The following is a 21,134-nucleotide window of genomic DNA, read 5'->3' on the forward strand; positions in this document are numbered from 1 at the left end:
TATAAAATACTATTCAATAATCACATATACGATTCTATCGAAACTCCGGTACGCCGGAATGCCGATCCGTCACCGCCCGGCCCCGGCGTCCGGTCCCGAACGGGATCCGCCGGTCAGAAACCGCAGCGCATCGCGCATCAGCCGGTCGCGCTGCACCTCCGAGACGATCGTCTCGAAGGGGAATCCCACGACGAATCCCCGCCCTCCGGCGGCGAGCCGACCGCCGTCCGCAGCGTCTCCGGCGTTCCCCGCACCGTCGGCAGGTCCGGCGCTCCCGGCGGCTTCCGCGGCCGGACACGGCATCCCGAAAGCCACCCCCGCAACGCCGCCTCCGGCATAGCGCATCACCGGGAACGCTCCGTCGCCCGCAGGCCGCAGCCGGTCGGCCGTCTCGACCCGGTAGCAATCCGGGCCGTAAGCGTCATTGAACCGGTACTCGCCGCGCGAGAAGGCCGCCTCCGGTGTCATCACGCGCACCCGGCCGCGCCGGGCCTCGGGCTGGTCGGCGGAGACCTCCATCCCCGCCGCGACACAGTGCAGCACCTCGCGGGCGAAACGCCGGTCGGCCTCCGAAGCCGTCTCCGCCTCCAGGTCCGAAGCGACATAGCTGCCCGAAACGAACAGGTTGCCGCCCTGCATGAGGTAATCGCTTATCGTATGCTGCAAATCAGCCGGAAACGCCTCGAACTCCTCCCCGCGCACCCCGCGGCCTACCATCGTCCGGCGCTGCTTGCCGAGGATGAGGTCCACGACGGGATACTCCGCCGCATCCCATCCGTCCGTCGCACGCCGCGCCGTCATCGAGCAGAACGAATACCCTGCCGCGGCGACCGAACGCCCGTGCAGGGCGGCATAGTCGAACGTATTGCCGCCGATGACGTCCGCGGCATAATCGCAGCCGCAGGCCCCGAGCGCCAGGCTGTCCACCTCGCAGCGCGCCTGCGCCGGGTCGAAGACCTCCTGCGGCCCGATGAAGGTGATGTCCCGCCGGTCGGGAACCCCGCCGTCGAGGTCCGTGCGGAAACCCGCCAGCGAGTCGCAACGCTGGCTGACGGGACCGCTTACACGGTCGAATCCATTGACGATCAGCACGCACCCCCGTTCATCGAGCACGCGGCACGCCGCGACGATCTCGCTCGGAAAGCTCTCGCCTCCGGCATTGACCGCCGCGATGCGGTAGCTGTAAATCCGCCCCGGCTCCTGCCGTTCGACGAAAAAAGGCTCCGCGGTATAGCGGCCGTTGTCGAACCCGCCGTCGTCGATGCGCGTATAGACGACATAGCCGTCGGGCGCGGCCGTCGCTTCGAGCGAATCCGCGACAGGCGTCCACGACACGCGCACCTCGTCGCCGCCGGCGAACTCCGCCGCGACCTCCCCGACGGGCAGCGGCTGCACGACGTACGGCACGCCGTACTGCGAGGCGAGGTAGCGCAGGATGCCCTTATAGACGGCACGCGCCACGGAGAACCGGAAGCGCGGGTCGCTGCCGTAGCGCATGTCGGCGAAATTCTGGTGCGAGAGCAGTTCGAGCAGCATCGTCGGCACGCCGGGGACGCGGGCTTCGTAGTAGGCCCGGTTCCAAAGTCCGCGGCGGTTCCACTCCGGCTCCCATGCGCGGCGGATGTCCGAGACGATCTGGGTCATCACCAGATCAGTCAGGTCGCGCGAACGGTAGCGGTCGGCGCCGCCCCCGAAGCGGCCCTTATTCTCGCGCGTGAAGAAGATGCCCAGCGTGCCGATCGTCTCGTCGCCGTCGCGAACGCCCGCGTCGGAATGGAACGCCAGCGCCATATCGACCGGAATGCGCAGTCCCGCGGAGTCGGGCATCCGCTCCGAACCGCCCGCAAGAGCATTGACCCAATGCGCACGCGACATGTAGTCGTCCTTGTAGTCGTCCGTCCCGCCTTTCGGAGTATAGACCTCCTCGCCGAACCCGGCCCACTGGAGCCAGTAGCGCGCCCCCTCGCAGAAACGGGGATAGCCGCTCGTCTCCTCGGCATAGGTCCCGCCTCCGATACGCAGCGAGTCGCACACCGTGCGGGCCACGTTGCCGTAGCCGCCGCCGATCTTCACGGCATCGGCCGACACGACGCGCCCCGCCTCGCGCGAACGGTTCGAAAGAGTGACGACGGCCTGTTCGCCGGCGTCGAAGAGGAACCCTCCGAGATAGATCCACGTGCCGCCGCCCATCGTCTGATTCACGGCGAACTTCGTGTCGCCCCCGAGGTGATGCACCGTATATTCCGCATCATCGGCGCTTTCCGGAAGCGACTCATAACTCACATACACGGCGTATTCGCCCCGCTCGGGAATATCGGCGCGCCACACGGCGCTGCCCGTCGCCTCGCCCCGCACGCTCCGCGTCCGGCGCGTCGTGCCGTCGCGGAAGGGGTTCTCGCCCGCCCGATAAACCTGCCGCAGGTGGGCGAAACCCGCGCCGCCCGGCTCCCAGACGCCCGATTCGGCGTACTGTCCAGGGGCATCGTTGTCGGCGAGCACCTCGTGCAACTGCACGTCGCGCTCGCGCGGCAGCACGACGCACGCCCCGGCGTTTTCGAGCATCGGCACGAGGTACGGCAGAACGTATCCCTGCGTATAAAGGTCCTCGCAGGTCTGCCACAACTGCGAACGCTGCCATTTCCAGCGGTTCTTCGGCTGGTCGAAATAGCGTCCGTGGCTCTGCCACAAGGCGATATGCCTGCCCGCAAGCCCCTTCCCGGCCCGCACGGGGGCCGAAAGCCGCTCGACCAGCGGCCGCGCGGAACGGTTGGTGAAGGGAACGAGCCGCCGCCGGGCGACGAGCCTGCGCACCTGATCGGGGTCGCGGTAAGCCATCGGAATCAGTTCGGCGATCTCGCGGCCGTCGGTGTAGAGTTCGATCCGCGCCCTGCGGTATTCGCGGGGCAGCAGCGCCCGGACCGAATCGCGCATGGCCCCGGCGTTCCCTTCGCGAAAGGGGTAATAGGAAAGTCCGACCGAGGCATAGACACGCACCCTGCCGCGGGAGGCATCCACGCCCTGCACCTTCACGTAGCCGCCCGACACTTCGCGGGCGACGATGCGCGAAAGCGTGCGGCCGATGGCCCGCCGCACGGGCATGCCGATCCGCTCGGCGGCAGCGGTCGGGACACAGCTTAAAGCGAAAACCGAAATAAGCAGGTATAAGATTCTATTTTTCATGACGTTTAACCAGCAACAGCATACCGATCACGGTAAACAGCGCATTGTAGATCAACAGTTCGAACCCGATGCGGTAGTCCCATGCCTCGAGCGCCCACCATTGCAGGAAGCCGCTCAGCACGGGAGCCGCGACGGCCACCAGCGGCATCCAGCGGTCGCGGACCCGGAGGCGTGTGAACATGCCGAAGACGAACATACCCAAAATCGGGCCATACGTGTAACTGGCGACCTTATAGACCAGGTTGATCACGCTGTCGTCGGCCAGATAGCCGAAGGCGAGGATCACGAGCGCCATACCCAGCGCCATGGCGACGTGCACCCCCCGGCGGATGCGCGTCAGGCGAGCTTCGCCGTAGCGTTTCGTACCCTCCAGAATATCGACCGTGAAGGAGGTCGTGAGGGCCGTGAGGGCCGACCCGGCGGCCGAATAAGTGCTCGAAATAAGCCCTATGACGAACAGCACGCCGACGACGAGCGGCAATCCGCCCCCGACGGCCACGAGCGAAAAGACCTGGTCCGTCTTTTCGGGCATCGCCAGTCCGCGGTGCTCCATGTAAAGGTAGAGCAGCACGCCCAGCACCAGAAAGAGGAAGATGACGACGATCTGGCTCACGGCCGTCAGCACGATGTTCTTCTGCGAATCGCGCGGGGTGGCGCAGCTCATGTTGCGCTGCATGAGGTCCTGGTCCAGTCCGGTCATGCAGACCAGCAGGACGATGCCCGCGGCGAACATCTTCCAGAAATAACGGTCCGAGGCGGGATCGTCGAAGAAGAAGATCCGCGACATGGGCGACGAGGAGACTTCGCGCACCGTATCCGAAAAGGAGAAATCCAGCCCCCGCATGATGAAGACGATCGACAGGACGAGGCTCGCCACGAGACAGAAGGTCTTGAGCGAATCGGTCCAGATCAGCGACTTGACACCCCCCTGCTGCGTATAGAGCCAGACGAAGGCCATCGTAATCAGCGCATTGAACCAGAAAGGCAGTCCGTAACGGTCGAAAACGAGCAACTGCAGCACGGCACAGACGACATAGACCCGCAGCGCGGCGCCGAGAATTTTCGAGATGAAGAAGAACCATGCGCCGGTGCGGTGCGAGGCGACGCCGAAGCGGTCGTCCAGATACTCGTAGAGCGAGACCACGCGCAGGCGGTAGAAGAGCGGAATGAGCACGAAGGCCACGACGAACTGCCCGACGGTAAAGCCCGCGACCATCTGCATGTAGGAAAAGGAATCGACGGCCACCGATCCGGGCACCGAGATGAAGGTCACGCCCGAAATGGCGGCGCCGATCATGGCGAAGGCGGCCATGTACCACGGCGTGCGGCGGTTGCCGGTGAAGAATCCGGCATTGTCGGCACGGCGGCCCGAAATCCAGGCGACGGCGAAAAGAACGGCGATATAGCCCAAAACGGTGGCGAGTACGGCAGCAGGAGTCATCGAGAGAGTTTTTGTCGGTTCGGGTTAAAAAATTTCAAACATACAAAGGTATAAAAAAACGCGATACGAACCCTTCGCGGCACGCATTTTATACGAAAGTCCGTCCCGGGAGGCGTTCGTAACCGAAAACGGATTAAATTTGTATCGTACAAACCCTTAAAAACACAACGTATCATGGCATTTTTCAAAGAATTCAAGGAGTTCGCGCTCAAAGGCAACGTGATGGACATGGCCGTGGGCGTAATCATCGGCGGAGCGTTCGGCAAGATCGTCTCGTCGCTGGTGAACGACATCCTCATGCCGCCGATCGGCGCGCTGCTCGGCAACACCGACTTCTCGCAACTGCGGCTCGACATTTCGAAAATGCGCGACGTGACGTCGAGCGCCGTGCATTCGGTGGGCAACATCGTCGGAGACGTCACGCCGGAGGCCGTCCAGGCCGCCGAACCGATCTGGTGGAACTACGGCGCATTCATCCAGCAGTGCGTGGACTTCACGATCCTGGCGCTCTGCGTCTTCCTGATGGTCAAGCTGATGAACCGGCTGATGAGGAAAAAGGAGGAGGCGCCCGCCCCGGCGCCGGCACCCGCGCCTTCGAAGGAGGAGCAACTGCTCGCCGAAATCCGCGACCTGCTCAGGGAGCAGCGGAAAGAGTAGCCGCACGCCGACGGCGCAACGGCGGGCCGAAAACGGACAAGGGGTTGCGATTCGATCGCAACCCCTTGTCCGTAGCGGGAGAGAGACTTGAACTCTCGACCTCATGATTATGAATCATGCGCTCTAACCAGCTGAGCTATCCCGCCATTGCTGAAAGCGAGTGCAAAGGTAATAGAAATTTTCGTTCGTGCAAAATCTTTGACCCAAAAAACGCAAAAACACCGCCGGATTTTTTTCGGTCCGGAGCGTGGCACTGATTTTGAACCGGATGCGCGAAAAACGAAACGTCATGCCGCAAACCCTTTTTTCGCAGGACCGGCTCTCCCGGACGCTCGGAGCGGTCAAGGCGCTCGCCGGACTGGCGCTTCTCGCCGCCGTGTCGTGGGAGGTGATCGGCGGCGACCGGCTCCGCTTCTCGCCCCTGTTCCTCGGCGTGCAGTTCATCGTCTGCCTGATCTTCCTCTGCGACTTTTTCGTGCGTTGGGCAGCTGCGGAGCGCAAAGGGCGCTTCTTCTTCCGCAACCTGCCCTTCCTGCTGCTCTCGGTCCCCTACCTGAACCTCATGCTCTGGAGCGGTGCGGAGCCGTCCCGCAGCGTCGGGATGCTCATCGGACTGATGCCGCTTCTGAGGGCCTTCCTGGCCATGGTGATCGTCACGGGATGGCTCGTAGGCAACAAGGTCCGCCGGCTGCTGACGGCCTATGTCTTCACGGTGGTCGTCTTCACCTATATCTCCGCGCTGGTCTTCTACGACTACGAGCTGCCGGTCAATCCCAAACTGCACGGTTTCGGAAACGCCCTCTGGTGGGCCTGGATGAACGTCACGACCGTCGGCGCGGAGATCTTCCCCGTCACGGCCGTCGGCAAGGTCTTCTGCGTGCTGCTGCCGTCGCTGGGAATGATGTTCTTCCCGATCTTCACGACCTACGTCCTGCAGGAATACGCCCCGTCGAAGACGAAAGACGAATAGAGAAGGCCCCTGAAAAAAATTCCGCCCGCAGTACGGCGACTGCGGACGGAACCGAATAATCAAAGGGATGCGGCCCGCGCTATTCGATCTCCATCAGCACGGCGTCCGTGGCGACATTCTCGCCCACTTCGACAAGAATCTGCTTCACCTTGCCGGCGTAGTCGGTCGCAATGGAGTTCTCCATCTTCATGGCTTCGAGCACCAGCACCTCCTGCCCCGCTTTCACCGTGTCGCCCGCCTTCACGTCGATCGACAGGATGCGGCCGGGCAGCGGAGCCGTCACGACATGGCCCGTGATGGCGGCCTGCGGCTTCGCGGCGGCGGGCTGCGGCGCCGCGGCCTTCGGCTCGGCGGGTTTCGACGCCTCGTAGGCTTTCTTCTTCTGTTCGGTAAGGAAAGTCTTGGCCACCATCGGGAAGAGTTCGAGCAGCAGCACCTCCTTCTCGTCGGCGGCGAGCTTCACGCCCCCGGCCTCCGGCAGTTCGGGATTGGGCTGCATCTTGTACTTGGAGGTATCGTAGGGCGTCTCCTCGCGCACGCCGCAGATCTTGAACCGGAACTCGGGGTCGATCTTCACGGGCGTATGGCCGTACTCGCCCTTCACCAGTCCCACGAACTGCGACGACTTGTTGGTGTACATCGGTCGTCCGGCCTTCTCGTCGAGGGCGCAGTTCACGGCCTGCGCGCCGACGATCTGCGACGTCGGGGTCACCAGAGGGGGCAGACCGGCGGCCAGACGCACCGACGGAATCAGTTCCATGGCACGCGGCAGAATCTCCTCGGCCTTGAGCTGCTTGAGCTGGGCCACCATGTTCGAATACATGCCGCCAGGAATCTCGGCCTTCTGCACCAGCTCGTTGGGAGCGGGGAATCCGAAGTAGGCCTCGATCTTGCGGCAGAGGTCGATCGTAGCGGCCTCGTCGTCGCGCTGCGCGGCCTCGATGGCCTTGTCGAACAGGGCCTCGATCTCGGCGGGGAGCTCGTCCGTAAGCGGATTGAAGGGCTTCGGCTCGGGCTTCTCCGTACCGAACACGGACTGGTTCAGCTCCTTGCGGATCTCACGCAACTGAGCGTTGATCTTCGCCACGGCCTCCATGTTCACGCCCGTGTCGATGCCCAGCTTCTTGCAGAAGACATGGACCAGCTCGATGGCCGGGGCGCCCGTTCCGCCGGCGAAGTACCAGCAGTTGGTGTCCACGACATCCACGCCGGCCACGATGGCCGAAAGCACCGACGCCAGGCCGTAGCCCGGGGTGCAGTGGGTGTGGAAATCGACCGGAACCGAGAGGTTTTTCTTGAACAGCCGCACGAGCGTAGCCACGCGGCGCGGCGGAATGAGTCCCGACATGTCCTTGATGGTGATCATGTCGGCGCCGAGAGCCGCCATCTGTCTGGCCTTGTCGAGGAAATAGGCGTCCGTGAAGACCGGCGCGGGATTCTTCTTGCCCGTAAGACGGGCCCAGAAGCCCGGCTCGGGATATTTCGGGTCCACCGTATAGCAAACGGCGCAGTCGGCGATGCCGCCGTACTGCTTGACGTACTTGACCGTCGATTTCACGTTATCCACGTCATTCAGGGCGTCGAAGATACGCATGATGCCCAGACCGCTCCGGATGGCATTGCGGCAGAAACCGTCGATGATCTCGTCCGTATAGGGCGAATAGCCGAACAGATTGCGGCCGCGCGAGAGGGCCGTGAGCTTCGACACGTCGCCGACGGCCCGGTGGATCGTCTCGAGGCGGGTCCACGGGTTTTCGTTCAGGTAGCGCATGACCGAATCGGGCACGGCGCCGCCCCACACCTCCATCGCATAGAAATTCGCATCCTTGTAGAAAGGCAGGCAGCGGTCGATCTGCGCCTGATTCATACGCGTAGCGAACGACGACTGCTGGCCGTCACGCAACGTAAGGTCTCTGATTTTGAGATTTCTTGCCATTGTGATAAGAATTTAGGTTCTTATTCCGAAATTTAGTGTTATTCGAATAACAAAAGTAATAAACCGGTACGAAGATACAACTTTTCTTCCGAATATTTCCAAAAAAAACGTCATTCGAACCACTTTTCGCCAAAAACCGGTGCTGCGGCGTCCCCTACGCCCGGTCGCCGCCGCCAGGCAGGAAAAGCTCGCTGTCGGGTTTGCGGTCGAGGTATTTGCGTTTGAACAGATCGACGCAGAAAACGAACATGGCCAGCAGCAGCGGTCCGAAGATGACACCCATGAACCCGAAGAGCGAAAGGCCGACGAAAACGCCGAAGACGGTGACGAGCGGATGGGTGTCGGCCATGCGTTTCTGCATGACGAACCGCACGACGTTATCGACGTGGGTGACGACGAGCGTGCCGTAGAGCGCCAGCCCGACGGCCGGTCCCCAATTCCCTTCCAGTCCCATGTAGAGCGCCAACGGCAGCCACACGAGTGCCGTGCCGACGATCGGAATGATCGTCGCCAGGCAAGTGAGGACACCCCAGAAGAGCGGGCTCGGCGCTCCGAAGAGCAGGTAGCCCAGATAGGCGACCACGCCCTGCACGGCCGCCAGCAGCGGAATGCCGATGGCGTTCGAGCGGACGATCATGCGGATTTCGTGCAGGGCGTCGCGGCCGACGCTGCGGCTGAAGGGCAGCAGCTCCCGGCAATAGGCCTCCATGCGGAGGCCGCCGACGAGCATGAAATAGAGTACGAAGAGCAGCACGATCAGATTGACGGCGAACGAGGCCAGGCTGCCGACGAGCCGCTGCGCGAGTTTCGGGATTCCGGCCAAAAGCGATTGCAGGTTGCTCTCCTGCCAAAGGTCGTAGCCCGTACGGTCGCGGACGAGTTCGGCCACGTGGCGCACGGAGTCCACGAGCGCCTGCGGATCGAGCGCGACGCCCTGGACCTTGTTCACTACCATCCAGACCAGCAGGGCAATGGGGACGAGGAAACAGCACACGGCCTCGACGGTCAGCAATGCGGCCGCCGCACTGCGCCGCCACCGGTACCGTCCGGCCAGCACGCGCATCTGCCCGCGCAGCAGGACATAGATGGTCGCCGCCCCGAGCAGCCCGCTCAGGAAGGGCGTCAGGCAAAGGAAGACCGTTACGCCCAGCGAGGCGATCAGTACGAAGAGCGAATAACGCCGGTATTGTTCTCGGACCGACAGCATATACGTCCGACCGCGCAAGGAGCGTGCCGCAACGGCGTTCCGGCGGGAAGGGACCGGAAAAACGGAGAATCCGGAGCACAAAATCGCCCGTTCCTTTGCGACATAGGAATATTCGACGTATCTTTGCGGCATGAAAACCCGGGTCGGAAACGTCCACATATCGGTCCGCAACCGCCGCGAGCGATGCAGCGGGGGGGGGTATGACCTGCACCGAGGAGTGCAGCACGGGGAAAACAGGCTCTGAACGCGAGGGGTATTCCGGAGAAGGAATATCCCTCGCCGTTTTTACAATACGATGAAATCGCACGGAAAGCCGTACGGGCTATTCCGGAAGAATTTATATTTGCAGCGGAAAAACGGACAGACAACCTATCGGACGATGACAGGCTCATTTCGGTTCCCCTCCCCGCCGGCTGCGGCCGCCGAGATCCGCACCGCGCGGAGAGACCCGGACGGCTGAAAGCGCCGTCCGGCACACACGCAAAGGGGGCTCGCGCTGAAGCCTTCTGCGGGGAAGCCAATCACCCAATACGAACAAATACCAAACACCCTATTCATTCACTAAAATCCCAAATTGCGTATGAAGAAACTTTTCCTTCTCATGCTCTCGGTCTTCGTCACGGCGGCGGCAAGCGCGCAGGTGACGACGTCGGGAATGAACGGTACGGTGACGGACGAACAGGGGCTGCCGCTCGTCGGCGCCACGGTCATCGCCGTACACACTCCGTCGGGCACGCAGTACGGCGCCGTCACCAACAAGGACGGCCGCTACAATCTGCAGGGACTCCGCGCCGGCGGTCCCTACACGGTGACCTTCTCCTACGTGGGTTACCAGAGCGTCGAATTTCCCGGTCTGGACCTGCCGCTGGGCGAAACGGTGGCACGCAACGCCTACCTCAAGGACAGCCAGACGCTCGAAGCCGTCGTGGTGACGGCCGACGGCCGCAACTCGTCGATGAACATCAACCGTGCGGGCGCCGTAACGAGCGTTTCGTCGGAGCAGATCGAGCTGATGCCCACCGTGAGCCGCAGCATGAACGACATCATGCGCCTCACCCCGCAGGCGTCGAGCACCACGTCGGGGCTGGCCATCGGCGGCGGCAACTACCGCCAGTCGTACGTGACCGTGGACGGCGCGGCATTCAACAACGCCTTCGGCATCGGCGGCAACCTTCCCTCGGGCGGTTCGCCCATCTCGCTCGACGCCCTCGAGCAGATTTCGGTCTCGGTGACCCCCTACGACGTGCGTCAGAGCGGTTTCACGGGCGGCGCGATCAACGCCGTGACCAAGAGCGGTACGAACGACTTCAAAGTCTCGGCCTACAACTACTATAAGAGCGACGCCTTGCAGGGCGCCAAATACGACGGCGGCGAGCTGAAGTTGCAGGAGGAGATGAGCAACACGCTCGGATTCTCGATCGGAGCGCCGATCGTCAAGGACAAGCTCTTCATCTTCACCAATTTCGAGTACGAATGGACCGAGACCCCCGGCACGTCGCGGCTGGCCCGCGAGTCGGAGGACCAGGAGTACGGCGCCGGCACGCAGTACAACCGCCCCACCGTCGCTCAGATGGAGGCGATCAAGTCGTTCCTGCAGCAGAACTTCGGCTACGACCCCGGCCGCTACCAGAACTATTCGGTGAAGATTCCCAACTGGAAACTCATGGCCCGCGTGGACTGGAACATCAACCGCAACCATGCGCTCAACGTGCGCTTCAGCACCACGCGCAACAAGTATTCGTCGTCGCCCTCGAGTTCGACGAACCCCTTCAACTCGAAACTCATCTACGACCGCAACGACCACGGCCGCACCTCGTACGACGCCCTCTATTTCGAGAGCTCGCGCTACTATCAGGAGCAGAACTTCACGTCGGTGGCCGCCGAGCTCAACTCGCGCTTCCTTGACGGCAGTCTGACCAACACGCTGCGATTCACTTACTCGCACCAGTACGAGCCGCGCAGCTACGAGGGACGGCTCTTCCCGACGGTAGATATTCTCGAGAAGACGCCGGAAGGCACCGACGCCGTGCTGACGACATTCGGCCTGGATCCCTTCACCGAAGGCAACCTGCGCGAAGTGGGCACCTACGTCGTCACGGACGAAGTGGGTTACAGCACGGGCATCCACCGCCTGACGGGCGGCCTGCAGTTCGAGCACGACAACACGAAGAACGGCTACATGCAGGGCGGCGCCGGCTACTACATCTACGACTCGTGGTCGGACTTCACGAGCAACGCGGCTCCCGGCGCCTTCGTCATCACCCACGCCAACCGCACGGACCTCAAACAGAGCTATCCGTCGTTCAACTACATGCAGTACTCGATCTACGCGCAGGACGAAATCACCTTCAGCGAGCGCTTCAAGGCCACGCTGGGCCTGCGTCTCGAAATCCCGGTTTACCCCACGATCGCAGGCAACGAGAACAAGGAGTTCACCTCCCTTTTCGCAGGCAACGGCGGCTACAAGACCTCCGACATGCCCAAGGCGCGGCTGAACGTCGCTCCCCGCTTCGGCTTCAACTGGGACATGACCGGCGAGCGCAAGTACATCCTCCGCGGCGGATCGGGCATCTTCACGGGCCGCCTGCCGTTCGTGTGGATCGTCTCGGCCGTGGGCAACAGCAACTGCCTGCAAGCCCAGAGCATCCTCTACAAATCCAACGGCGACAAGATGCCGGGCTTCCACGACAACGTGGGCGACATCCTCGAGGACCTCTACGGAGGCACGTTCCAGCAGCAGGCCCTGCCTGCCCCGACCTCCGCGACGATCATGGACAAAAACCTGAAGATGCCCTCGACGTGGAAGACCTCGCTGGCGTTCGACCTGAAGCTGCCGCGCGACTTCAACCTCAACATCGAAGGAATCTACAACAAGGACATCGACGCCGTGGCTGTCAGCAAGCTCGGCCAGCGCGAAGTGGCCGGCGGCATCCAACTCCCGGGCGAGCCCCGTCCGCGCAAGCTCTGGGAATCGCAGGGCATCAAGAACTCGGACGGCAAGGACGTGACGCCCTACCTGATCCACAACACGGACATCGCAGGCTACTACTATTCGATCTCGGCACAGCTTTCGAAACGCTGGCGGTTCGGCCTCATGGCGTCGGCATCGTACACCTATTCGGAATCGAAGAGCGTGATCGACGGCATCGGCGACCAGGTGACCTCGGCCTACAACACCAACACCTTCTGCACGGACGGCTCGAACACCCCCGAACTGGGCTACTCGTCGTTCGTATCGCCCCACCGCATCCTCATCAACATCGGCTACCGCAAAGAGTACGGCAAGCACTTCGCTTCGAGCGTGGGCCTCTACTACGAGGCGCTGCGGCTGGGTTACGTGGGCAGCAGCTACTCCTATTCGCGCTACTCGTACACGATGACCAACGTAACGAACGACGGCGGCGCGCAGAACCTGCTCTACGTGCCGACGCGCGAACAGTGGGAAACGATGCCCTTCGCCGACATCGTGAACAAGGATACGGGAAAGGTCACCTACAGCGCGGAAGACCAGAAAAACGATTTCTGGGAGTTCATCAACGGGGACGACTACCTCTCCGAGCACAAGGGCGAATACACCAGGCGCGGCGGCGCGGTGATGCCGTGGATGCACATGCTCAACTTCAAGTTCGCACAGGACTTCTACGTGAACATCGGCGGCAAACGCAACACGATCACCGTGGGTATCGACATCAACAACGTCGCCAACCTGCTCAACCGCAACTGGGGCAACGCCCGGCAGATCAGCACGAGCAACCTGCTGACCTTCAAGGACGGCGCATACCAGTTCTCCAAGCCGAAATGGACGAACGTGGCAGGAACGGCCTCGACGTGGTCGGCGCTGTTCAGCGTGCGCTACACCTTCAACTGACGGTGTGAATCCCCCGTCGGCAGCCCCGCGCGGGGCCCGACGTTACGAAAGACCGGAGCCGGCATCGAGCCGGCTCCGGTCTTTTTCGGATAAGGACCATCCAGAATTCCGCAACGCATCCGGAAGAATCTCCCGTTCCGCCCGGAATCTCCCGCCCCGAAGACGGATCGGGATTCGGGGCCGATCGCCCCGACGGCGGAAACGCCGCTACAACAGCATCCGGCGCAGGGCGTCGCACGCCGCGGCGGGATCGCGGTGGTCGAAACCGAATCCGCGGATGCCGAGCGCTTCGGCGGCGGCGACATTGGCCGGACGGTCGTCGATGAAAAGCGTCTCGGCAGGGTCCAGCCCGTAGCGTCCGAGCAGGATTTCGTAGATGCGCGGCTCGGGCTTCACCGTCCCTTCCTCGCAGGAGACCACCTCGCCGTCGAAAAGGGCATAGACCGGAAAGCGGCGCAGGCAGTCGATGAACTCGCGCGACATGTTCGAAAGCACGTAGAGGCGGTATCCCGCCCGTTTGAGCTCGCCGACGAGGCGCTCGGTCGGCGCAACGGGCTCCTGCAGGTCGATCGCCTCCCGCAGCACCCGCTCGCAGACCGCGCGCGGACGGCCCGTCAGGGTGCAGAGGGTATCGGTCACCTCCCCGATCGACGAGGCGCCCCGGTCGTACTCCTCCCAGAAACGCGGCATCTGCGGTGCGCGGAGGAACCCGAAGAACTCCACGATCTCGGGACTGCACTTGCTCTTGTCGCGGGCGAAAAGCACTCCGCCCAGGTCGAAAACGATATTTTTCATGGAGACAAAGATAGCACAAAACCCGGGCAACCGCAAATCCGGCAACGAGCCGGGCCGAGAAACGTCCGGTCCGGCAGGACAATCCCGCCGGACCGGACGAATATTCTGAAAGACGCAGGCGTCAGAAGAGGTGGCACGCCACCGTAAGGCCCGCCATGACGATCGCCACCATCGACATCAGCTTGATGAGGATATTGAGCGACGGACCCGACGTGTCCTTGAAGGGATCGCCCACCGTATCGCCCACGACCGTCGCCTTGTGGCAGTCGGAGCCCTTGCCGCCGAAGTGGCCCTCCTCGATCATCTTCTTGGCGTTGTCCCACGCACCGCCGGCATTGGCCATGAAGACCGCCAGCACGAAGCCCGAACCGAGGCCGCCGACGAGCAGTCCCATCACGCCCGCCACGCCGAAAACGAGGCCCACGGCCACGGGGACGACGATCGCCAGCAGACTCGGAAAGAGCATCTCGCGCTGCGCACCGCGGGTCGAAATCTCGACGCAGCGGGCGTAGTCGGGCGTACCCTCGCCCGTGAGGATACCCCGTATCTCGCGGAACTGCCGCCGCACCTCCTGCACCATACTCTCGGCGGCGCGTCCCACGGCGTTCATCGTCAGGCCGCAGAACAGGAACGACATCATCGCGCCGATGAAGACGCCGACGAGCACCGTGGGATTCATCAGCGAAACGTTGTAGTAGGCCATGAAATCGAGCATCGAAGCCTGTTCGACGAGCCGCGTCGTGCCGTCGGAGAGCGTCAGTTCCGTCACCCCGTTGTGCAAGAGGCCGATCCGTATCTCCTCGACATAGGAGGCCAGCAGCGCCAGCGCCGTCAGCGCCGCGGAACCGATGGCGAAGCCCTTGCCCGTGGCGGCCGTCGTGTTGCCCAGCGCGTCGAGCGCATCGGTGCGTTTGCGGACCTCGGGGCCGAGGCCGCTCATCTCGGCATTGCCGCCCGCATTGTCGGCGATCGGTCCGTAGGCGTCCGTGGCGAGCGTGATGCCCAGCGTCGAAAGCATTCCGACGGCGGCGATGCCGATGCCGTAAAGGCCCTGCGAGAGATTGTGCGGCTGCATCATGTGTTCGATATCGAAGCCCGTAGCGCAGAGATACGCCAGAACGATCGCCGCGCCGATCGTCACCACGGGAATCGCCGTGGAGATCATACCCGAGCCGACGCCGGCGATGATGACCGTCGCAGGACCGGTCTTGGCACTGCCCGCGATCTTCTGCGTGGGTTTGTAGGAGTGCGAGGTGTAGTACTCGGTGGCCTGTCCGATGACGATGCCCGCCGCAAGGCCCGTGATGACCGAGAACGAAAGGCCGAGCCAGTTCTCGATGCCCAGCAGGTAGAGGATGCCGAAGGTGGCCAGCGCGATCAGCGCCGAGCTGAAATTGACGCCCACGCCGAGCGAGCGGAGCAGTTCGCGCATCGAGGCCCCCTCCTTCGTGCGGACGAGGAAGATGCCGACGATCGAGAGCAGGATGCCCACGGCGGCGATCAGCATCGGCGCCAGCACGGCCTTGAGCTGCAACGTCTCGCTGCCGGCCGAAGCGAAGGCCGCGGCTCCGAGCGCGGCGGTGGCCAGCACCGAGCCGCAGTAGCTCTCGTAGAGGTCGGCGCCCATGCCGGCCACGTCGCCCACGTTGTCGCCCACGTTGTCGGCGATCGTCGCGGGATTGCGCGGGTCGTCCTCGGGAATCCCCGCCTCGACCTTGCCCACGAGGTCGGCGCCTACGTCGGCCGCCTTGGTGTAGATGCCGCCGCCGACACGCGCGAAGAGGGCCTGCGTCGAAGCGCCCATGCCGAAGGTCAGCATCGTCGTCGTGATGACGACGAGCTTCTGCGGCCCGGCCACGTCGGTGAAACGGTCCAGAATCAGATACCAGAACGAAATGTCGAGCAGTCCGAGGCCCACGACCACGAGCCCCATGACGGCGCCGCTGCGGAAGGCGACCTTCAGGCCGCGGTCGAGCGACTGCCGCGCGGCGTTGGCCGTACGGGCCGAGGCATAGGTCGCGGTCTTCATGCCGAAGAAGCCAGCCAGGCCCGAGAAGAAGCCGCCCGTGAGGAAGGCGAAGGGAACCCACGGGTTCTGCACGCCCGCGCCGTAAGCCAGGTAGGCGAAGAAGAGCGCCAGGACGAGGAAGACGACGAGGACGACCTTGTACTGCTGGCGCAGGTAGGCCATGGCGCCCTTGCGGACATGCGCGGCGATTTCGCGCATACGCTCCGTGCCCTCGTCCTCGCGCTTCATCCGCGAGTAGAAGATCCACGCCACCGCCAGCGCGACGAGGGAAGCGGCGGGCACGAGCCAGAAAATGGAAGGAGTGTTCATTCGGCAAAAGGATTTTAGATGGTTGAAAAAACGGTCTTTCGAACAAATATAGGAAATTTTCGCAATTCCGAGTAACAAAAGAGCAACAAATAAGCGACGACGACCGAAGACCGGCGACGAATCCCCCCCCCGGAATACGTCCAAACAAAAAATAGGCAAGCAGCTATTGATAACTACTTGCCTATCGTCAGACTGATCTTCGGATCTTACGAACCGAAGTTGTCGTAGAGGATGTTTTCGGGCGGCACGCCGAGCGAGTCGAGCATCTTCACCACCGACGCGATCATCATCGGAGGTCCGCACATGAGGTAGATGCAGTCCTCGGGAGCCTGGTGGTTCTTGAGGTAGTTCTCATAGAGCACGTTGTGCACGAAGCCCACCTTGTAGTCCACGCCTGCGGCATCGGCCTCCGGATCGGGACGGTCGAGACCCAGATGGAACTTGAAGTTGGGGAAATCCTTCTCGATCTGGTGGAAATCGTCCAGATAGGGAGCCTCCTTCAGGGCGCGCGCACCGTACCAGAACGACACGGGACGCTTCGTCTTCTCGGTCTTGAACAGGTGCATGATGTGGCTGCGCATCGGAGCCATGCCCGCGCCGCCGCCGATGAAGATCAGCTCCTGCGTATCGGGCAGGTTGTCGGGCAGGAAGAATTCGCCGTAGGGACCCGAGATGGTCACCTTGTCGCCCGGCTTGCGCGAGAAGATGTACGACGAGCAGATGCCCGGATTCACCTTCATGAAGGTCCCCGCGGCACGGTCGAACGGCGGCGTGGCGATACGGATGTTGAGCATGATGATGTTGCCCTCGGCCGGGTGGTTGGCCATCGAGTAGGCGCGGAACGTCGGCTCGGGATTGGTCGTCACCAAGTCCCACATTTTCATCTTGTCCCAGTCCTCGCGGTAGCGCTCGTCGATGTCCATGTCCGAAAACCTGATGGCATCGTACTTCGGGATGTCGATCTGGATGTAGCCGCCGCTGCGGAACTTGAGGTGCTCGCCTTCGGGCAGCTTCACGACGAACTCCTTGAGGAAGGTCGAGATGTTGCGGTTCGAAACCACGGTGCACTCCCATTTCTTGACGCCCAGCACGGCTTCGGGAACCCGGATTTTGAGGTTCTCCTTCACTTTCACCTGGCAGCCCAGACGCCAGTGATCCTTGGCCAGCTTGCGCGAGATGAAGCCCGTCTCGGTGGGCAGGATGTCGCCGCCGCCCTCCAGCACCTGGCATTTGCACATGCCGCACGAACCGCCGCCGCCGCAGGCCGACGGCAGGAAGACCTTGTTGTCGGCCAGCGTCGAGAGCAGCGTCGAACCGCTCTCGGTGGTGATGACCCGCTCGCCGTTGTTGATGTCGATCGTCACCTCGCCCGACGCGACCAGTTTCGCCTTCGCATAGAGAAGCAGTGCGACCAGTACCAGCGTGATCACCAGAAAGGCTGCGATCGCAATTAAAATCGTTGTAGTCATTTTCCGAATCTCTTTTTAAAGGTTAGAACTGAATGCCCGAGAAGATCATGAAGGCGATACCCATCAGACCGGTGATGATGAAGGCGATACCGGGTCCCCTGAGCGCCGCCGGGATATGCGAATAGGTCGTCTTCTCGCGGATGGCCGCCATCATGACGATCGCCAGCCACCAGCCCAGGCCCGAACCCAGACCGTAAACGATCGTCTGCCAGAGCGACGTCAGCTCGCCGCCGTCCACCTTCTGCTGCATGAAGAGCGAACCGCCCAGGATGGCGCAGTTCACGGCGATCAGCGGCAGGAAGATACCCAACTGGCTGTAAAGCGACGGCGAGAACTTCTCGACGATCATCTCCACGAGCTGCACGAACGCGGCGATCGTGGCGATGAAGACGATGAAGGTGAGGAAGCTCAGATCGACGCCGGCGACCAGCACATCGGCTTTCAGCACGTATTCATACAAGAGGTAATTCAGAGGCACGGTCATCACCATCACGAACGTCACGGCGGCACCCAGCCCGAGGGCCGTCTTCACGCTCTTCGATACGGCGATGTAGGAGCACATGCCGAAGAAGAAGGCGAAGACCATGTTGTCGATAAAGATCGACCGGATAAAGATATTCAATGATTCCATACGTTACCCTCCTATTTTTCCTGTAAGTCCTTGTTGCGCGAGCGATGCACCCAGATGATGCAGCCCACGATGATGAGCGCCATCGGCGGGAAGAGCATCATGCCGCAGTTCGAATAGAATCCGCCCTCGGCCATGTACCAGCTCTCGGGAATGATGCGGAAGCCCAGCAGGCTGCCCGAACCGAGCAGTTCGCGGAAGAAGGCCACCGTGACGAGAATCATGCCGTAGCCCAGGCCGTTGCCGATGCCGTCGAGGAACGAAGCCCACGGCTTGTTGCCCAGAGCGAAGGCCTCGACGCGGCCCATGACGATACAGTTCGTGATGATAAGACCCACATAGACCGACAACTGCTTGGAGACTTCGTAAACGAAGGCCTTGAGCACCTGATCGACGAGAATCACCAGCGCGGCGATCACGACGAGCTGGACGATGATGCGGATCCGGGCCGGCACACCGGTACGGATCAGCGACATCACCAGATTCGAGAATCCGGTGACGACCGTCACGCTGAGCGCCATGACGATGGCCGGCTTCAACTGCACGGTGACGGCCAGCGCCGAGCAGATACCGAGGATCTGCACGATGACCGGGTTGTTCGCGGAGAACGGCCCCGTCAGATATTTCATGTTCTTGGCCGAAAACAAAGGCTCTTTTTCGTTCTTACTCATTGTTTCCTACGTTTTCTTCGTTAGACACTTCCGCTGCGGGGGCCGCCGGCTCCGACGCGGTGCGCTTGGCCTCCAGCAGGGGCAGATAGTTTCTGAGACTGTTTTCGAGCATCAGCGACACGCCGTCGGAAGTCTTCGTACCGCCCGAAATGGCATCCACCTCATGCAGCGGGTCCTTGGCACCGCCCTTGCGGAGTTTCACCGAGACGAATTTGTCGCCGTCGAAAATCTGTTTGCCGACGAACAGCGCCTGGTATTTGGGCGTCGAGATCTCGGCTCCCAGACCCGGCGTCTCGCCCTTGTGGGCCATGATGATACCGGCCACCGTGTTCATATCCTTCTCCAGGGCGAGGTATCCCCACACCGGTCCCCAGAGGCCCATGCCCGTAACGGGAATGACCACGCGGCCGTCGCGGGCCTCGAAGATCGGGAACTTGCCCGCGGCAAAAGCGCCCGGCAGGTCGTTGAGCAGGGCGAAAATATCGCCCGCATCCTCCACCTTCCGCCCCTCGGCATCGACCACATACGCGTCGATGAACTCGTCGTAGGACTCGCCCTGCGCGGCCAGCGAGCCGAGGATGGCCTGCTTCTTCTCGTTGAGCTCGTTCTCCGCCTGACGTTTCTGAAGACCCAGCGCGGCCAACGCCAGCAGCGTGGCCACGACGACGACCATCACCGTCGAATAGAGCACGATATAGGCATTGCTGTTCGTATCGCCGAACAGCCCCTTCTTACCCTTCAGCTCCGTGAATTCCGAGGCGGGAGCGCCGCAGACGGGGCAGGTGTCGGGCGCGGCCGCTCCTTCGTGGACGTAGCCGCAGACGTTGCATTTGAATTGTTTCTTAGCCATATCTCACACCCTATTTTGCAGTTTTAACACGTTTCTTGCGGCGCGAAATGCTGGACTCGACCACGAAGTAGTCCACCAGCGGCGCCAATGCGTTCATGAAGAGGATCGAAAGCATCATGCCCTCGGGATATGCGGGGTTCACGACGCGGATCATCACGGCCAGCGCGCCGGTCATCAGACCCACGATGTACTTGCCCCTGTTGGTCTGCGCCGAGGTGACGGGATCGGTCGCCATGAAGACGGCGCCGAAGGCGAAGCCGCCGACGATCAGATGCCACCAGGCCGGATACTCCGTCACGCCGAGCGCCTGGAACAGGTAGCCCATCGCAAGGCCGCCGACGAACACCGACACCATCGTGCGCCACGAAGCGATGCCCGTGAAGAGGAGAATCGCCGCACCGATAAGGATGGCCAGCGTCGAGGTCTCGCCGAACGATCCGGGGATAAAGCCCAGGAAGGCGTCCGCCGGCGAGAAAGCCATCGTACCCGTCGTCGAAAGCTGTTCGAGCGCCGTGGCGCCCGTGATGCCGTCCACCTTGGCGCCCATCATCGTCCAGTCGGAGAACCATACGGTCTCGCCCGACATGGAAGGCGTGTAGGCGAAGAAGGCGAAGGCGCGGGCCAGCAGCGCCGGGTTGAAGACGTTCATGCCCGTACCGCCGAAGACCTCCTTGCCGAAGACGACGGCGAAGGCCGTGGAGAGTGCCACCATCCAGAGCGGCGTCGAGACGGGGAAGATCATCGGGATCAGCAGACCCGTCACAAGGAAACCTTCGTTCACCTCGTGGCCGCGCGCCTGCGCGAAGCCGAACTCGATGCCCAGACCCACGACATAGGAGACGCAGACCATCGGCAGCACGCGCACCAGACCGTAGAAGAAGGCCTGGAAGCCCGTGAGGCCCACCTGCATACCCGTGTTGAAACAGCCGAACAGGAAGGCCGGCATCAGCGCCAGCACGACGACGATCATCGTACGCTTCATGTCGTTGCAGTCGCGGATGTGCGCACCCTTCGAGGTCGTCGTGTTGGGAACGAAGAGGAAGGTCTCGAACGCATCGAACGTCGATTCCAAGAAGCCCAGCTTTCCGCCCTTGGAGAAGGTGGGCTTGATATTGTCCATGAAT

Annotated in this window: 14 protein-coding genes and 1 tRNA gene; 3 read left to right on the plus strand and 12 right to left on the minus strand. The window is 62.4% G+C overall.

Features of this window, described 5'->3' with window-relative positions:
• Window positions 1–69 precede the first annotated feature (69 nt).
• Complete coding sequence (locus KB554_RS01735; RefSeq protein WP_211034788.1) at window positions 70–3,180, minus strand: xanthan lyase; 3,111 nt, start codon at window positions 3,178–3,180, stop codon at window positions 70–72.
• Complete coding sequence (locus KB554_RS01740; protein WP_211034789.1) at window positions 3,170–4,621, minus strand: sodium:solute symporter; 1,452 nt, start codon at window positions 4,619–4,621, stop codon at window positions 3,170–3,172. The genes KB554_RS01735 and KB554_RS01740 overlap by 11 nt, the downstream gene beginning before the upstream one ends.
• 174 nt (window positions 4,622–4,795) lie before the next feature.
• Here KB554_RS01740 and mscL point away from each other — a divergent pair, with 174 nt between their 5' ends.
• Window positions 4,796–5,278, plus strand: coding sequence for a large-conductance mechanosensitive channel protein MscL (gene mscL, locus KB554_RS01745; RefSeq protein WP_141429604.1), 483 nt, complete (start codon window positions 4,796–4,798; stop codon window positions 5,276–5,278).
• Between the two features lie 72 nt (window positions 5,279–5,350).
• Here mscL and KB554_RS01750 read toward each other — a convergent pair.
• A tRNA-Met gene (locus KB554_RS01750) sits at window positions 5,351–5,424 on the minus strand.
• Window positions 5,425–5,567: 143 nt separating this feature from the next.
• Between KB554_RS01750 and KB554_RS01755 the strand changes: the two genes are divergently transcribed.
• Window positions 5,568–6,248: a potassium channel family protein gene (locus KB554_RS01755; RefSeq protein ID WP_211034790.1), complete on the plus strand. Its 681-nt coding sequence runs from the start codon at window positions 5,568–5,570 to the stop codon at window positions 6,246–6,248.
• A 79-nt stretch (window positions 6,249–6,327) separates the two neighbouring features.
• On the opposite strand, the gene KB554_RS01760 is transcribed toward KB554_RS01755, so the two are convergent.
• Together KB554_RS01760 and KB554_RS01765 are read right to left on the minus strand one after the other, a co-directional pair.
• A complete protein-coding gene (locus tag KB554_RS01760) occupies window positions 6,328–8,184 on the minus strand; it encodes a biotin/lipoyl-containing protein (RefSeq protein ID WP_141429602.1) in 1,857 nt (618 codons plus the stop codon).
• A gap of 154 nt (window positions 8,185–8,338) precedes the next feature.
• Window positions 8,339–9,391 (minus strand): AI-2E family transporter, encoded by a 1,053-nt coding sequence (locus tag KB554_RS01765; RefSeq protein WP_211034791.1) that lies wholly within the window; start codon window positions 9,389–9,391, stop codon window positions 8,339–8,341.
• Window positions 9,392–9,971: 580 nt separating this feature from the next.
• Between KB554_RS01765 and KB554_RS01770 the strand changes: the two genes are divergently transcribed.
• Window positions 9,972–13,259, plus strand: coding sequence for a carboxypeptidase regulatory-like domain-containing protein (locus tag KB554_RS01770; protein ID WP_211034792.1), 3,288 nt, complete (start codon window positions 9,972–9,974; stop codon window positions 13,257–13,259).
• Between the two features lie 207 nt (window positions 13,260–13,466).
• Here the strand turns inward: KB554_RS01770 and KB554_RS01775 are convergent, their stop codons facing one another.
• From KB554_RS01775 to nqrB, 7 genes are all read right to left on the minus strand, one after another.
• A complete protein-coding gene (locus tag KB554_RS01775; protein ID WP_211034793.1) occupies window positions 13,467–14,054 on the minus strand; it encodes an HAD family phosphatase in 588 nt (195 codons plus the stop codon).
• Between the two features lie 121 nt (window positions 14,055–14,175).
• The gene (locus KB554_RS01780; RefSeq protein WP_211034794.1) at window positions 14,176–16,392 is read right to left on the minus strand and encodes a sodium-translocating pyrophosphatase; all 2,217 of its coding nucleotides are present in this window, start codon (window positions 16,390–16,392) and stop codon (window positions 14,176–14,178) included.
• Window positions 16,393–16,598: 206 nt separating this feature from the next.
• The gene (gene nqrF / locus KB554_RS01785; protein WP_211034795.1) at window positions 16,599–17,861 is read right to left on the minus strand and encodes an NADH:ubiquinone reductase (Na(+)-transporting) subunit F; all 1,263 of its coding nucleotides are present in this window, start codon (window positions 17,859–17,861) and stop codon (window positions 16,599–16,601) included.
• A gap of 22 nt (window positions 17,862–17,883) precedes the next feature.
• Entirely contained in the window at window positions 17,884–18,492 is a 609-nt protein-coding gene (nqrE, locus tag KB554_RS01790) for an NADH:ubiquinone reductase (Na(+)-transporting) subunit E (RefSeq protein WP_211034796.1), read from the minus strand.
• A gap of 11 nt (window positions 18,493–18,503) precedes the next feature.
• The gene (locus KB554_RS01795) at window positions 18,504–19,160 is read right to left on the minus strand and encodes an NADH:ubiquinone reductase (Na(+)-transporting) subunit D (protein ID WP_141429595.1); all 657 of its coding nucleotides are present in this window, start codon (window positions 19,158–19,160) and stop codon (window positions 18,504–18,506) included.
• Window positions 19,153–20,010 carry a Na(+)-translocating NADH:ubiquinone reductase subunit C gene (locus KB554_RS01800; protein WP_141429594.1) on the minus strand — a complete coding sequence of 286 codons (858 nt, stop codon included), beginning with the start codon at window positions 20,008–20,010 and terminating at the stop codon, window positions 19,153–19,155. Before KB554_RS01800 ends, KB554_RS01795 begins: the two co-directional genes overlap by 8 nt.
• Before the next feature lie 10 nt (window positions 20,011–20,020).
• Window positions 20,021–21,130, minus strand: a complete 1,110-nt coding sequence (gene nqrB, locus KB554_RS01805; protein WP_141430022.1) for an NADH:ubiquinone reductase (Na(+)-transporting) subunit B — start codon at window positions 21,128–21,130, stop codon at window positions 20,021–20,023.
• Window positions 21,131–21,134 lie beyond the last annotated feature (4 nt).

This window comes from Alistipes sp. Marseille-P2263, assembly GCF_018101075.1.
GTDB lineage: Bacteria > Bacteroidota > Bacteroidia > Bacteroidales > Rikenellaceae > Alistipes > Alistipes dispar.